This window comes from Paenibacillus sp. P4_A7, from assembly GCF_056402455.1.
On record NZ_JBFUHJ010000113.1, the window covers coordinates 1 to 14,548 of the forward strand.

The 14,548-nt window shown below is 42.5% G+C and carries 10 protein-coding genes and 2 pseudogenes; all 12 read left to right on the top strand.

Annotated elements, in window-relative coordinates:
- Positions 1 to 728, top strand: a 728-nt coding sequence (locus AC1DWN_RS15565) for a hypothetical protein (protein WP_477559812.1), incomplete at its 5' end; no start/stop codon positions are given.
- Between the two features lie 36 nt (positions 729 to 764).
- Positions 765 to 2,546, top strand: coding sequence for a glycerophosphoryl diester phosphodiesterase membrane domain-containing protein (locus AC1DWN_RS15570; protein ID WP_477559813.1), 1,782 nt, complete (start codon positions 765 to 767; stop codon positions 2,544 to 2,546).
- Between the two features lie 20 nt (positions 2,547 to 2,566).
- Positions 2,567 to 3,304: a uracil-DNA glycosylase family protein gene (locus AC1DWN_RS15575; protein ID WP_477559814.1), complete on the top strand. Its 738-nt coding sequence runs from the start codon at positions 2,567 to 2,569 to the stop codon at positions 3,302 to 3,304.
- A gap of 24 nt (positions 3,305 to 3,328) precedes the next feature.
- Positions 3,329 to 3,844: pseudogene (locus AC1DWN_RS15580) on the top strand (TerD family protein); the annotation flags it as partial.
- Between the two features lie 63 nt (positions 3,845 to 3,907).
- Positions 3,908 to 4,582, top strand: a complete 675-nt coding sequence (locus tag AC1DWN_RS15585) for a vWA domain-containing protein (RefSeq protein WP_477559820.1) — start codon at positions 3,908 to 3,910, stop codon at positions 4,580 to 4,582.
- A 58-nt stretch (positions 4,583 to 4,640) separates the two neighbouring features.
- A complete protein-coding gene (locus AC1DWN_RS15590) occupies positions 4,641 to 5,777 on the top strand; it encodes a DUF6155 family protein (protein ID WP_477559815.1) in 1,137 nt (378 codons plus the stop codon).
- A gap of 257 nt (positions 5,778 to 6,034) precedes the next feature.
- Positions 6,035 to 6,736, top strand: a complete 702-nt coding sequence (gene sigK, locus AC1DWN_RS15595; RefSeq protein ID WP_477559821.1) for an RNA polymerase sporulation sigma factor SigK — start codon at positions 6,035 to 6,037, stop codon at positions 6,734 to 6,736.
- A 155-nt stretch (positions 6,737 to 6,891) separates the two neighbouring features.
- Positions 6,892 to 7,059 (top strand): annotated as a pseudogene (locus tag AC1DWN_RS15600) (SF0329 family protein); the annotation flags it as partial.
- 445 nt (positions 7,060 to 7,504) lie between these two features.
- A complete protein-coding gene (locus tag AC1DWN_RS15605; RefSeq protein ID WP_477559816.1) occupies positions 7,505 to 8,644 on the top strand; it encodes a GntR family transcriptional regulator in 1,140 nt (379 codons plus the stop codon).
- Between the two features lie 81 nt (positions 8,645 to 8,725).
- On the top strand, positions 8,726 to 11,407 hold the full coding sequence (locus tag AC1DWN_RS15610; protein ID WP_477559817.1) for a glycoside hydrolase family 38 N-terminal domain-containing protein: 2,682 nt from the start codon (positions 8,726 to 8,728) through the stop codon (positions 11,405 to 11,407).
- 37 nt (positions 11,408 to 11,444) lie between these two features.
- A complete protein-coding gene (locus AC1DWN_RS15615; protein WP_477559818.1) occupies positions 11,445 to 13,769 on the top strand; it encodes a hypothetical protein in 2,325 nt (774 codons plus the stop codon).
- 172 nt (positions 13,770 to 13,941) lie between these two features.
- Positions 13,942 to 14,548, top strand: a 607-nt coding sequence (locus AC1DWN_RS15620) for a hypothetical protein (protein ID WP_477559819.1), incomplete at its 3' end; no start/stop codon positions are given.

Genomic DNA, 14,548 nt, shown 5'->3' on the forward strand with positions numbered 1-14,548 from the left:
CATTTGGGGTCAGTGTTGCGAATGTGACGATAAAAAATAATCATAAGAGTCAATCTGGACTTGCTCTCTGGGGAGAACCGGTCCATATTAAAAACTTGACTATCATTGGGGAGTCAACACTGCGATCTATTGTGGGCAACGTCGTTGAGGGAAGTATATTTGATAACTTGAAGGTCCTTGATTACAACACAACATACGGATTGCCGCTTCCGCCCGCGACCTATAATAATTGTGAATTTAAAGCAGCAGAAGGGGGCACATCCGGTACAATTAAGGCAGAGTTTGCTGGTAAATATGTATTTAACAACTGTTCCTTTACTACAAGCTCAAAAGGATATGGTGGTTTGATAGGGACGCATAAAGATCTAGATTTAACGGTCAAAAATTCAACTTTTGAGCAGCTTGGTAATGAGTCTGCTATCAGAATTGAGGCTGCAAAAAACGTGTTGCTGGAAAATAATACGATTAATGCCAATCGTCTGACATCTGAAAAAACGGAGATCATTAAAATGAACGACTACTGGAATAGTAACGGGAAGCATGATATCTTAAAAGCAACGATTCGTGGGAATTCAATTACTTCCAATATAGCTGCGATCGGGATTTCCACTAAATATGCAAGTGATGGAGTCCCTTCTCCTCCATTTACGATTGAAAATAACAAGCTGTTTAATGCGATTCTATCTTTGAAGGAAAATGATAAAGTAAAGGACAATATTCTAAAATAAGTGATCTGTTAAACATAATGAATAGGATGATTGTTTATGCTGCAGCTATTTGTGAAGAGTATTCAAGATTTTCGGCGTACGTTTAAAAAGCATCTATTGTTTGAATATCTCTTCATGCTGCTGACGAGCTTTGTGTTTATTCCAATGATGTCTTACATATTTAATAGAATTATTCGGACGGTTGGGTCAGGCTCGATGCTGAATGGCGAGGTCTTTAAAATAGGGCTTAGCTACACGGGGATACTAGGACTTATTGCGATCTGCTTGGTCGCTGTCATTGTGTTATTTATAGAATTCGGCGTTATTATTACAATTGCTCAAAAAAATTACTTTGGCACTGACGTTTTGATTTCGGATGCCGTACTTACAACGCTGCGAAAAACGCCAAGATTATTTGGACTAGGAGTTATCCCATTACTATTTTTTCTATTAATGCTCATTCCATTTATTGAGTCTCCAATATCTTTAACATTCTTCTCGCAATTTAATGTGCCGATATTTTTCAACAGCCAGCTTCATGATACATCTTACTTTGTACTCACTTTATATTTCCTTGTATTTCTAGCGGCTGCTTATACTTTTTTACGCTGGATTTTTGTTATGCATTATATTTTTATTGAAGGCAAGTCAGTTTTTGCAGCTATAAAAAGCAGTATGGCATTAACACGAGGTCGACCAGTTTCTCTTTTCATTTATTTATTTTTGCTTAATGGAATCGTATTAATAGTTGGGTTTCTTATCTTATCCTCCATTGCTTATTTTCCTTCATGGATGAATATCAATGTTCTAAAGGCTTTCACCAATCATTACTCATTAACGTTGTCTACAGTATTAACGTATATGCTGACATTGCTTCTTGTACCGGTAAATATTATTTTTTTGACACGTTTATTTTATAACTTCAACCGGAGTCGAGGAGTTTTGCCGCGAGATGGGCTGAGAATCTATCGAAGTCGATGGATTGGTCATCTTGAAAGCTCCTTGTATTTTTTTTTAAGTCGAAAAACGAAGAAACGTGTGCTTTATGTATCGATTTTGGCTATTTATTTGAGCTTGATGCTGCTCGTAAGTCAATTGGCAAATGATAATTTAGTTTATATGAAATGGAATGTGTTATTGTCCGCTCACCGCGGGATTACGTATGATGCTCCAGAAAACTCACTTCGCGCCGTACAGGCGGCTATTGACGAAGGTGTCGATGCCGTAGAAATTGATGTGCAGTTAACAAAGGATGGTATGGTTGTCCTGCATCATGATTTGAGTCTTCAGCGTATGACTGGCCTATCAAAGCGAGTGAGTGACTTGACCTATGAGCAGCTTTTGGAGCTTGATCTTGGTAAGCAGACAGGTGTGTCTCAAGAAGTAGATCATATTCCATTGCTATCAGAGGTACTGGCGGAAGCGCAAGGGAAGACAAAGCTTATTGTAGATCTTAAGCCGTATGGTCCTGGTAAAGTGCTCGCTAATAAAGTGGTGGAGCTTATTGAACAGTTTGAAATGATTGACGATAGCTACATTCAATCATTTGACAGACAGACACTGCAGCAAATTAGACAACGTAATCCGGATATCAAAATTGGCCAAATTTTATATTTTGCGGTAGGTGACTTATCGCTGTTGGATGTTGACTTCTATACGATAGAGAAAGCGATGCTCACGGACCAGCTTGTCGAACGCGCGCATCGAAATGGCCGAGAGGTATGGGTATGGACCGTTAATAGCGAGTGGAATTTAAAAGAGGTATTGAAGTTTGAAGTGGATGGGATCATTACGGATTATCCGGCGCGTGCTCAAAACATGGTTGAGCTAAATCTCTGATAAACAACAAGGTAAGGAGCATGATAGAGCTGACTCAGATTCTGAGATATAAAGATGTGTTACTGTCATTACCTTCTGGAAGCTGGTTTAAAGAAGACTTATTTATTGAAGATTTGCTCTTGAAGAAGGAAGGCAGCCTCTCGATCTATTATGTTCCTTATGAATACGTTAATGAACATGCGAAAGTAATGATTATCGGAATAACCCCTGGATTTACTCAAATGCAGCTGGCGCTTCAAAGCGCCAGAGCAGATTTGCTAAAGGGGACTCCGGTTGGTCAAATCGATAAAAACGCGAAGAAGCTGGCCAGCTTTGCGGGATCAATGAGAAAGAACCTAATTGAGATGTTAAATGATATTCAGTTGCCGAATGCGATTGGTATAAATAAAAGCGAATCTTTATTTGAAGAACATAATGATTTGCTTCATACTACATCGGTAATCAGGTATCCTGTTTTTATCGAAGGCAAAAACTATACCGGCCATAATCCAGCGATATTGAGCTCGGAGACGCTTTATTATTTTGCCGAAACGATACTGCTTCAAGAACTGCTCGCCGTCCAAAAGGCGCTGATCATTCCGCTTGGCAAATCCGTTTCGGAAGTGATTCAGTTTTTTGTAGAACAGGGATGGATAGATGCAGAGCGATGCTTGTTCGATATGCCTCACCCCTCGGGAGCGAACGGACATCGGAAAAAGCAGTTCGAGCTGAATAAAGCTAAGATGATGCAGCAGGTCAATGAGTGGTTTTCAAGATAAGTTTATCGATGAGGAGATGATCCTATTCAGCTCTTAAAAGGACAAAAGGTGGATATTACAAAAGGAAGAGTTGTCAAAAATATAACTTTGAGCTTTGGATGGTCAACAGCTAATTCGACTATGAGCATAGACACGGCCTGCTTCTTACTATCAGAACGCAGCCGTTGTGAGCAGGATGAGGATTTTATCTTTTATGGCAATCCTCATTCTAGAAACGGTGCTGTAGCTCATTCTCAATTGGAAAAGCTGGATAAAGAGAGTATTGCAATTTCTCTTTCGAGAGTGTCAGAAAGCACAGCGAAAATCGCTTTTTCCGCTACGATTCATGAGGGAGAGAAGCGAGGACATTTTATGCAAGATGTTTCGGGGCTGTATGTGCGACTCTTGAATGCCGATACCGGCGAGGAGTTATATCGGTTTGATTATGGCTCAGAATTTTCAAAAGAAACGGCCATCGTAGTTGGCGAGCTATATCGACATCAGGGTGAGTGGAAGTTTAACGCGATAGGCAGCGGGTTTTATGGAGGACTGGCTGCGTTATGTACAAACTTTGGTCTTGAGATAGAAGAGGCTGAATCAGAGGTTGCAGCAGCTACGGAAGAATTGGTTTTATCGACTATTGATTTGAGAAAAAAGCTTGTGCAAATCACCTTAGAGAAGAAGAAACTGGTGAATGTCGTAGCTAGAGTTGGTATCGTACTAGATATTACAGGGTCCATGCAAAATTTATATAAAAATGGGACTGTGCAAGAGGTAGTAGAGCGCATATTGGCAGTCGCTTGTAAATTTGACGATAACGCGACCTTGGACGTGTGGGTATATGACACCCATTTTAGCCGGCTTCCTTCCGTTACAGAGAAGGATTTCGGCAGCTATGTGCAAAATCACATTTTGAATAATAACAACATACATAAATTCGGACGGAACAATGAGCCTCCAGTTATGCTGGATGTGATTAAGAAGTATACGGAAGAAGAGGATTCGAGCGAGCCTGTCTTTATTATATTTATTAATGATGGCGGGGTTGTAAAGCCAATAAAGAAAGTCATTGTTGATTCCGCGGTACAGCCTATCTTCTGGCAGTTTGTAGGCATAGGCCATTCTGATTTTGAAGTGTTAAAGCAGTTGGACACGATGGAAGGACGGATCGTAGATAACRCTAATTTTATCCACATCAATGATATTAACGCCATTTCGGATGAGTCGCTGTACGATCAACTGTTGAATGAATTCCCAATGTGGATTAAAGAGGCGAAGCAGAAGCGGATTATTCGGTAGTGATTGAATAAAATGTGTTGAAATAGTCTCATAATTTTTATAAGGAGAAGTGACTTTAATGACTTATATTTGCAGCATCGAATTGGATGATATTGCTCCGAAAGTATGGCGGAAATTTCAGTTTCATCCGGATATCACTTTTCATCAACTACATAAAATCATCCAGGTTGTCATGGGATGGGAAAACTATCATCTGTATACGTTTCATATTAACGGACAAGAAATTGAACTGCCTAATGAGTCATATGAGGATATGGCGCAGTATAAAGGACTAAATGCGCGTAGAATTATGGTTAAGGAGCATCTAAAAGAGAAAAATACGGTATTTACATACACTTATGATTTTGGCGATGATTGGAAGCATACAATCAGGCTGTTAGAGATAGATTCATATAATAAAGTCGACCCAGTCCCGATATGTCTCGATGGTGCTAACTGCTGTCCTCCAGAAGATGTCGGAGGTGTGTGGGGCCACCAACATATGATGGAAGCACTATCTACACCTAATCATCCAGAATGCGAACAGTTTTCAGAATGGCTTAAGGATGGATATGATCCTGAATATTTTTCCTCTACCGAAGTGAATAACACGCTTAAAAACCAGAAGAATAAGATCATTCCTAAGTCGCTTATTCAGCCGCTTGAGATTATAAAACCTGTTAAATTAAGCAAGTCTGCATTGAACAAATATTTGAAAACGATGAGTGCAGAACAACTTGCTGAGCTTGTCAAAGAATGTTATAGCTCTAGTAAAGAGATGGAGAAGTTTCTTGCTGTGAAAATTATTGGACAAGAAGCTGTTGAGTCCCTTTTTGTCGAATGTCGTAAAAAGGTAGAGCATGAGTTTTTTCCTGAGCGCGGCCATGGAAAGCTGAGGCTGCAAGAGGCGAAAAAAGCGATTTCTGAATTTGAAAGATTGACGGATAACATAAAATATACGGTTGAGCTGAAGATGGTTTATGTCGAAATGGGCGTCTCATTCACATGTACCTATGGCGATATTGATGAACGTTTTTATAACAGTATTGAGTCAGCGTATGCAAATGTGATTAACACGTTGAATGATGATGAAACAGGTGAGTTATTCGAGGACTATGAAGAGCGTATTAGCGCAGTTGTGTCTAATACTTCTGAGATTGGCTGGGGATTTCATGATACTTTGGATATAATACATTCGCAATTAAGATGGATGTAGAAAGTAGCCTGGTGGAAAACAAGGCATTGCTGTCTCGATGTTTGCGAGATCGCAATGCTATTTTTCTGTCAGTTTACAGCTCTTATGCTATTGTTTATTTGTGTAGGTGAGTTAGACGGTCACTAAGTTAAGTTATTATGGGAAGTTGTACACCGTACATGCACTTCTAGGCACTCGCCCTCATACAATGTAGAATCGACTTCATTGTGCGCTAGGGGATATGATGCCCCTGGTAATTCAACTCCGGGGGTGTCCAAATCATGGGATTGTTTGCATCTATCGCGTTGTTTATTAAGCAGCTGTCGCTTCTCGTATCTTATGTAAAAAATAACGCTTTTCCACAACCGCTCCAAGAAGAGGAGGAAACCAAGCATTTACTGTTGATGGCCGAAGGTAATCAGCGATCACGTAACCTTCTGATCGAGCATAACCTTCGACTTGTTGCGCATATCGTCAAAAAATTCGACAATACAGGTGAGGATCTTGAGGATCTGATTTCCATTGGTACAATTGGATTGATTAAGGCGATCGAGAGCTTCCAAACCGGCAAAGGCACGAAGCTCGCGACTTTCGCAGCCCGTTGTATTGAAAACGAAATACTTATGCACTTGAGATCCTTGAAGAAAACTCGGAAGGACGTTTCTTTGCATGATCCTATTGGCACGGATAAGGAAGGCAATGAAATTACGTTGATTGATATCCTCGGCACCGAGGCCGATGATATCGTCGATAAGGTGCAGCTTAAAATTGAGAAGAGCAAGATTTATAAGAATCTTGACATATTGGATGACCGTGAGAAAGAGGTTGTTATTGGCCGTTTCGGTTTAGAACATGGCGGGGATGAGCGGACGCAGCGGGAGATTGCGAAGGAGCTTGGGATTAGTCGGAGCTATGTGTCGCGGATAGAGAAAAGGGCGCTTATGAAGCTTTATCATGAGTTTTATAAGGTGAAGCGGTAAGGATGACTTGAACTCAAATTTCAAATCTGACCTTGTCGTTTGTAACGATAAAGTTACGGTAGTGATTTCCCGATGTTATATCAATATCTGAAACCAAACGGAACTATACCGTTTGGTTTCTTAATGTATACAGTTACTTGTATTTAGTATGATCGTCCCTTTCTATAGAGAAAAGCATAGAGAGTGATGATATCTTATTGAATATTCTAGCTTTAGTGGACAGACGAGTTGGAAAAAAGCGAATTTTAAACATGACCGAGAAGATGAAGATAAAGCATCCAATTGTACAGTATGTTTATGAAATACGGCTTAGTACGTTATGAAATTATATAACTCATTCACCTCCAATCGAGAGCCCTGAAAAACGAATACAGCATCTGTATAATGAAACCCAGTGCCTTGATGGTACTGGGATTGTTTTGTTACGAAGATCACTTATTGTGAAAAACTCATCGCCTTGTAGAGTTCAGTTATTATCGATGAGCTGTTTTTTCGTCTACTCTTTCTGCAGATCCTGTACAATCTTTTGGATGAACGAGTTATTCAAGACTATGACCAGACTCTCAATTCGATTTAAGCGTCCGAGAACAAAGATCCTCACGTAAAGTCTTGGAGAGACGCTCATATCCCGTCGGCAAATCAGAGCCCTTTCTCCAGGGGCAAATTTCACAACTATTTTATTCGAAAAGATAGGCATACAGGTGGTAAAGCTATATAATCAAAGATGATAAATTTGACATGACATAATGAAAGGGCAGGTTAAATTTGATGAGTGAAATAAAAAAACCGCAATATCAAAAAATTATAGATGATATTTTAAATGATATTCAAACAGAAGCGTTAAAGCCAGGGGATAAAATACCGACGGACCATGAATTAATGAAGCTATATGGTGTAAGCCGCATTACCGTAACGAGAGCCATTAACGAGCTTGTGCAGCGGGGGTTTGTATACCGTGTCAAAAAGCGCGGCAGCTTTATTTGTGAAAGCCAGGATGAAGAGTTGATGACGAAAGGAGCTACTCCCTTTGGCAGGCTTCCTATTATATCCGTAGTTTTGCCTTTTGATGAGAGCTTTGGTTATGATATTTTGCGCGGCGTAGAAATGATGTGTCAAGAGAAGGGTTTTTATATGACATTTCATATATCTGGCGGAGAGGCAGCTAAGGAGCGCGAAATCTTACAGCGATTGGAGCAGGATGGTGTATCCGGGATTATTGTGTATCCGCAGTCGGGCTCGCAGAATATCGGTACATTCAGTCAAATGCTTATTCGCAATGTTCCCTACGTATTTATTGACAGACAGGTGGAAGGAATTGACGTAACCAGTATTTTGACAGATAACTTGATGGGCATGCATGAGGTGACCAAGCATCTCATAGCTCTGGGACATCAAAAAATCGCGTTTATTGGTCTAGACTCTGCAGATGCAGGCTCAGTAAAGGAACGTTATAAGGGCTATTGCCAGGCATTGATCGAGGCAGGAATTGCTTTGCGCTCGGAATATATAGTAGACGTCAGACGAGTAAAGCAAGAGAATCATGGCACAGAACGGCCGAATCTGGCTGCTCAACTATTGAGGGAATTAACGAGCATGCCGGAGCCGCCGACAGCTCTTGCGGCAGTAAATGATGTGACAGCTGTACAATTTATGAAGGCAGCAAGCATGCTAGGCATAAGTGTGCCGGATGAGCTTTCTATTACAGGCTTTGATAATTTGTCATTCAGTGAACATTTGGACGTGCCATTAACAACGGTGGAGCAGCAATTCGTCGAATTTGGAAGACTGGCTGCCAGTCTTCTCATTGATGAGCAATGGAGACCTAATGGCGCAGCGATGATTCAGCGGCTTTCAACCAAATTAATTGTGCGAAAATCTACTGCAAAGCCAAAACAGGACATGTCATAATATTTATATTCTTACTATTGACATGTCAAAATAAATTCACCTATAATGAAACGTATATTGCAGAATAAGGGAGGAAAACCTTTGAGCGCGAAACATACGTTTCATTTTATTTCTCATACGCATTGGGATCGAGAGTGGTATTTGACGTTTGAACAATTTCGTTATCGACTTGTTATGCTTGTGGATCGTCTGCTTGATTTACTGGACCGTAATGAAGACTTTAAATATTTTCATCTTGATGGCCAGACGATCGTATTGGAGGATTATTACGCGCTGCGTCCGGAGAATAAAGAGAGACTGGAAGCCTATATACGTTCAGGACGGATATTGATTGGGCCATGGTATCAACAGAATGATCTGTTCTTAACGAGCGGTGAGTCAACAATCCGTAACTTAATGGAAGGCATTCGAACGTCAAGATCGCTGGGCGGCGAAATGAAGGTCGGCTACTTGCCGGATCATTTTGGATTAATTGGACAGATGCCGCAGTTGTTTGTGCAAGCGGGCATCGATAATAGTATATTTGGACGAGGACTAGATATCGACAGTCATGAAAGCCCTTTCGTAATATGGCGTTCTCCGGATGGTTCAGAAGTCACCGGTATATTGCTGTATTACTGGTACAACAGCGCTCAGCGTTTACCGAATGATCCAGAAGCGCTGCGTTTATTTTTTGAACAGCTGCATCAGCGCGAGATGAAGATTAATCCATCTGGTCATTATGCTATGATGAACGGCGTCGATCATCTCGAAGCGCAATATGATTTGCCTGAGGTGTTGGACCAATTAAGAGAGTCCTTTGGCAGTACGTGTGAATTTGTTCATGACACATTGCCTGACTATGCCAATGCCATTAAGGAGTATGTGAAATCTCTTGGCGAAGGTCAAACAGAGGTTGTACAGGGTGAATTGCGAGAGTGCTTTGAATATTCGATCTTATCGGGTACATTGTCCAGTCGCGTGTATATTAAACAAGCCAATCTAGTATGTCATGATTTACTGGAGAAATGGCTGGAGCCACTATCGGCTTGGGCCGCTATGCTGAAGCTTGATGCTTATGATGCTGGTGCGCTTAATTATTTATGGAATTTGTATATGGAATGTCATCCGCATGACAGCATTTGTGGCTGCAGCCAGGATGCCGTACATGACCAAATGATGGATCGGTTCCAGCGTGTAGAGACGCTGGCAAAAGAAATCATTGACCGCAAGCTGCAGGTATTATCGTCTGTCATTACAACAGACGGCTATGAAGCCGGAGATATTATGCTCTATACAGTGAATGCAAGCCACTTGCCGAACGCGGCGGTGCAGCAAATCATTGTAGAGTTTTTATGGGAAGATCAAGTGACTCAGTTTGCAATTGAGGATTCTGAAGGAAATGCAGTGCCGTTTCGCATCGTATCCTCTGAACGCGTACGCAGACAAGTGTTAAGCCCGATTAATTTACCTGGTGTTATAGATGTGTACCGTTACGTCATTGAGTGGCAGCCGGAAATTGCTGCTTTCGGATACGCAGCCTATCGTGTGCGGCCGCATATGACAGGAGCGCAAATGATGGACGCTGTACCTTCTGTCGAACCAGCTCTTGAAAATGAATATTTGCGCGTCGATATTCGGCCCGATGGCACCTTTGATGTGACGCAAAAAGCAACAGGCCATGTGCTTCGGGGTCAGGGTCGTTTTGAGGATATGGGTGATCGGGGAGATCTATATGTATTCAGTACAATACCAGGGGATGTTCGCAAATTATGGTCTTCGCCAGTAGAGGTTGTGGAGCGTATTCAGCATGCATTGTATCAATCATACACGTATCGTTTCACGTGGACATTGCCTGCTGCTCTATCCCCGAATATGAACGCGCGACAGGCAGAGACTGAGGCTTGCACCTTTGAGGTTACGCTGCGATTGGATCGCGGAGCTGAGCAGCTGGATATGAAGGTTAAGGTAGTAAACCGCGTGAAGGATCATCGGCTTCGTATATTGTTCCCAAGTGACCAGCTTGCTTCTCGAATCATAGCCGGTGGCCAGCTGGATGCAGTTGAACGTCAGTGGGATACAGGCAAGCAGTGGAAGAGGGACGCTAATGGTCAACCTTTCTGGAAATGGGTTGCCGCTGAACGGACAAATAGCGGCGCTGCTGTTTTTGCTAAAGGGCTGCATGAGTATGAGATGATAAATGAAGGCAAGACGATGGCTATTACTTTGCTTCGCTCTGTAGAAACGATTCATCTTCGCGATGCTGTGCCGATGGTGGAGGATCGTCAGCCTAAGGGGCAATGCTTGGGTGAATGGACATTCGAGCTCTCGCTTAGACCATTCTCTACTGGGGCAGTTAGCACTACACAGCTCTACAGGGAAGCGGAGCGCTTCCATCAAGGTATGCTTGTGAAGCAGCGTACAATGGACCCCGCTAGATGGAATAAAGGTCGTGCTTGGGTACAAGCCGGCGTGCATAGCAGCTTGTTCCTTGAAGATGATCCGAATGCAGATAAGACACGGATGGCTGCTACAGATACGTACATGAATATTAACGGCGAGGTGTTGGTATCCGCGCTTAAGCGTGCGGTTGATTCAGAGGAGATCATGCTGCGTGTATACAATGTCGAGAAGCATCCAGCCTTGATGGAGGTTAAGCTGGCAAGACCTGTGGAGCGGATACAGCTTTGCAGCTTTTTGGAGGAGCTTGTCGAAGAAGAGGGCTYGGCTTCAAGTATTCAAGTTGGAATGAAAAAAATTAATACGTATGCCATAAAGCTTTAGATCTGTAATCGTTTTTTTTCTTGCAGGGAGGAGTTATATGAACCGGCTGCTCAATTTATCAGTGAAGCATCGATGGATCATGCTTATTACAGGTATCCTCATCTTCATTCTCATAGCGGGTATAGGGGTGATGTTCATGCAGCAAGCGAAAAATAAAGAAGTGAAGAGCTATGAACGTCTTATCTATTTTGATTTAAAGTCTTTTTTAGATGAGCAGCCTAGCTCGCAGCTCGCGTACGATTACTTGAAGCTGGCTACGGCGCTGCAAGGCTTAGTGAATCGTCATGATGCCGGATTGTTTTATCGATTCGAATCGAATGAGATTGCAACTGAGGCAGGCGTTGACATTGATAAGTTCTGGCTGCAGGAGCTAAGCAAGCCAGGGAAGCTGCTAGCTGATCGACCAATTACAGATTTGGATAGCTTTGAAGAGCTTATCCATACATTCGCAGAGGCATACGAAGGAGTCGTCGTATGGGATGGCGATGTGCCTGCCACAGCGAATGTAGCTTCGACAGCAGCTGGAGTTGACGGACTTTTGCCTGTTCGATATGATCTATCGCCAAATAGTCCTTATCATTTGCTTGTTAATCAGCTTAACTTTCCGATTAAGCTGGATCTCGTCGATAAGTTTACAGGAGAGGGCACTATACCGGACGTCGATCTTCCTTCCACAGGCAGCGCGAAAAATGATGCTTATCATTGGGCAAAGGCGATGTATTTGGACAAAGGAAAAACAAATCCAGCTTTATTAGCTTATGCGCTTGATGCGGTATCTTGGAATTTCAGTAATATGGATGCCCAATGGGAAAGCATTGCCCTGCCGACCAAAATGCAAGTCGGTTCAACTGCTGCGGTTCAATTGTCGGTTGTCAATACTGGCCCGAGTGAGTGGGCTTATGCCTACAATGACAGAGTTGCAACGACTGAGAACGGTGAAAATGATTTCTTATGGTCTGATTATGAAAGCGGATACTCCATTGCGGCGGGAGACCAGCGAATATTTTTGAAGGAAAATCAAATTGTTCAACCTAGTGAAACACTGCAATTATCTTGGACGATTACAGCTCCGGATACGGTTGGCACTTATACATGGAGTATACAAATGGTGCGTGAGGGCGTGTCTTATTTTGGTGAACCACTCGCTATTGCTATTGAGGTCGTTGCCGATGCAGTGAGTAATACGCCAATATTAGAGGAGTTTGCAGTGGAGATGTACTCCTATCCGGATCTGTTTAACTCCATGCTTCCGAACGCGGACTATTTTATTGCTAATAAAGCCTTTTTCTTTGATTTAAGCCCAGATGAACGAAGCTATCCAAATGATGATCGCGAGCAGCCTTTGGGCACAGATTATGAGACACTGATTGCTCTTCTTGAGAAACAGAATGAGCTTGCAGGCGAGCAAATCATTACGCTTGGCGGATTCGTTCCATGGTGGATCAAATATACGAACCATGCAGACATTGAAGCGAGTCTGGAACCGGTTGCCGCGGAGTGGAAATTTGCGGATATCATTTCTCGCTACAACATACAGAAGGATGCCGATGCGTATGGGCTTGTCGGACTGTCTAATGCTTCTGTCTATCAGCATGAGAAGTTGATTGAGCTTAAGCAGAGCAACGAGAAGGGCAATAATGGGAAAACGTATGATCCCAACACCAAATATATTGCCTTTTATATGGGGGATTACGATGCGGGCGCTTGGACTGCCGGCGCGCTGCCTGTCCTTTGGAATGACCCGAAACGAGGCGAGCTACCGCTAGCCTGGGCGCCAGTACCGGGCTTATCTAAGCGTGTGCCGCAGGTGTTCAACTATTTGTATGAGACAGCTACCGCAAATGACTATTTTGTCGCGGGTGACAACGGCGCAGGGTATTTGAACCCCATGATGCTGCTGGAGGAAAATCGTCCGGAAGGACTGCCTGATTACTTGCACGTATGGGAAGCTTACAATAAAAAATATTACGAGCAGCATGATCTCGATATTACGGGCTTTTTAATTAGCGGAAACAGTACGAAGGTGGATAAGCGGGTGCAGGAGGCATACAGCCGTTTTTCCCCAGCTGGAGTAGGCAATAATGCAGAGTTCGATGAGACTGTAGTTAATGGCACGCCTTTTTTTAAAGTTCAGGATACGTTGCTAAGTCCGATTACTGCGGATTCGCATGCGCTTGCAAATGAATTAAGCAATATTTTCACACGCAAGCAGCAATTTACCTTTTTGCGCACGATTCTGTTCAAGCCTGCAACGATTGTTGATGCGGTAGAGGAGGTTCGCAGYTTGCATCCAGAGCTAAAATTTGAGGTTGTTGATCCGTATACGTTTTTCCGTTTTTATAAGGAATCGCTCGAACGATAGGTGTATACAGGGGGTATTCCATGATCTCCGCTTAATATGAAATGTCATAAAAAATTAATTGCTGCAAAAAAACGAAAATATGTATTGACGTAACCTCGTGAAACTAATTATTATATGCACGAAAGATGATATTTCAATAATATGTAATGTCATTAAAGAAAGGGTGTAGATCATGATTAAAGGTTATCGGATCAAGGCACGCTTCAAGAGAGTTTCGAGCAGCTTGTTAGCAGTCGCATTATTGTTTGGTTTATTTGCAGGTGCTTTGCCAGTACGAGCTGAAACGGAGAGCAATGATGTTATTTATTTCGATTTGAAAGCGTTTTTAGGAACACAGCCGAATTCACAGATTGCTTACGATTACTTGAAGCTGGCTACCGCTTTGCAGGGGATTGTGAACCGTGATACAGCTCGTTTATTTTATCATTTTGAATCCAATAGTATTGCAAACTCCGCTGGGGTTGACATCGATGAATTTTGGTTTGCTGAGCTTAGTAAGCCAGGGGAGGTGTTCGAGGGTCGTAATGTCATAACAGCGACTTCATTCGAACAAATTTTGAATACATTTTCACATGAGTATGCCGGTGTGGCGGTATGGGATTCTCTCGTGCCGGCAACATCTAATGTAGTCTCTACAGCTGCCGGAGTCGATCAGCTGCTGCCTGTTCGATATGACACAACAGCTGGAAGTCCATATGATCTGTTAGTTAATCAAAAAGGCTTACCGATCGTACTCGACTTAGTTGGCAAGTTTACTGGCTCTGGCTTAATTCCAGATG

Excerpts from the sequence above, each read along its gene's own strand:
- AC1DWN_RS15570 (WP_477559813.1), top strand. The coding sequence starts at position 765 with ATGCTGCAGCTATTTGTGAAGAGTATTCAAGATTTTCGGCGTACGTTT.
- AC1DWN_RS15575 (WP_477559814.1), top strand. The coding sequence starts at position 2,567 with ATGATAGAGCTGACTCAGATTCTGAGATATAAAGATGTGTTACTGTCA.
- AC1DWN_RS15590 (WP_477559815.1), top strand. The coding sequence starts at position 4,641 with ATGACTTATATTTGCAGCATCGAATTGGATGATATTGCTCCGAAAGTA.
- AC1DWN_RS15605 (WP_477559816.1), top strand. The coding sequence starts at position 7,505 with ATGAGTGAAATAAAAAAACCGCAATATCAAAAAATTATAGATGATATT.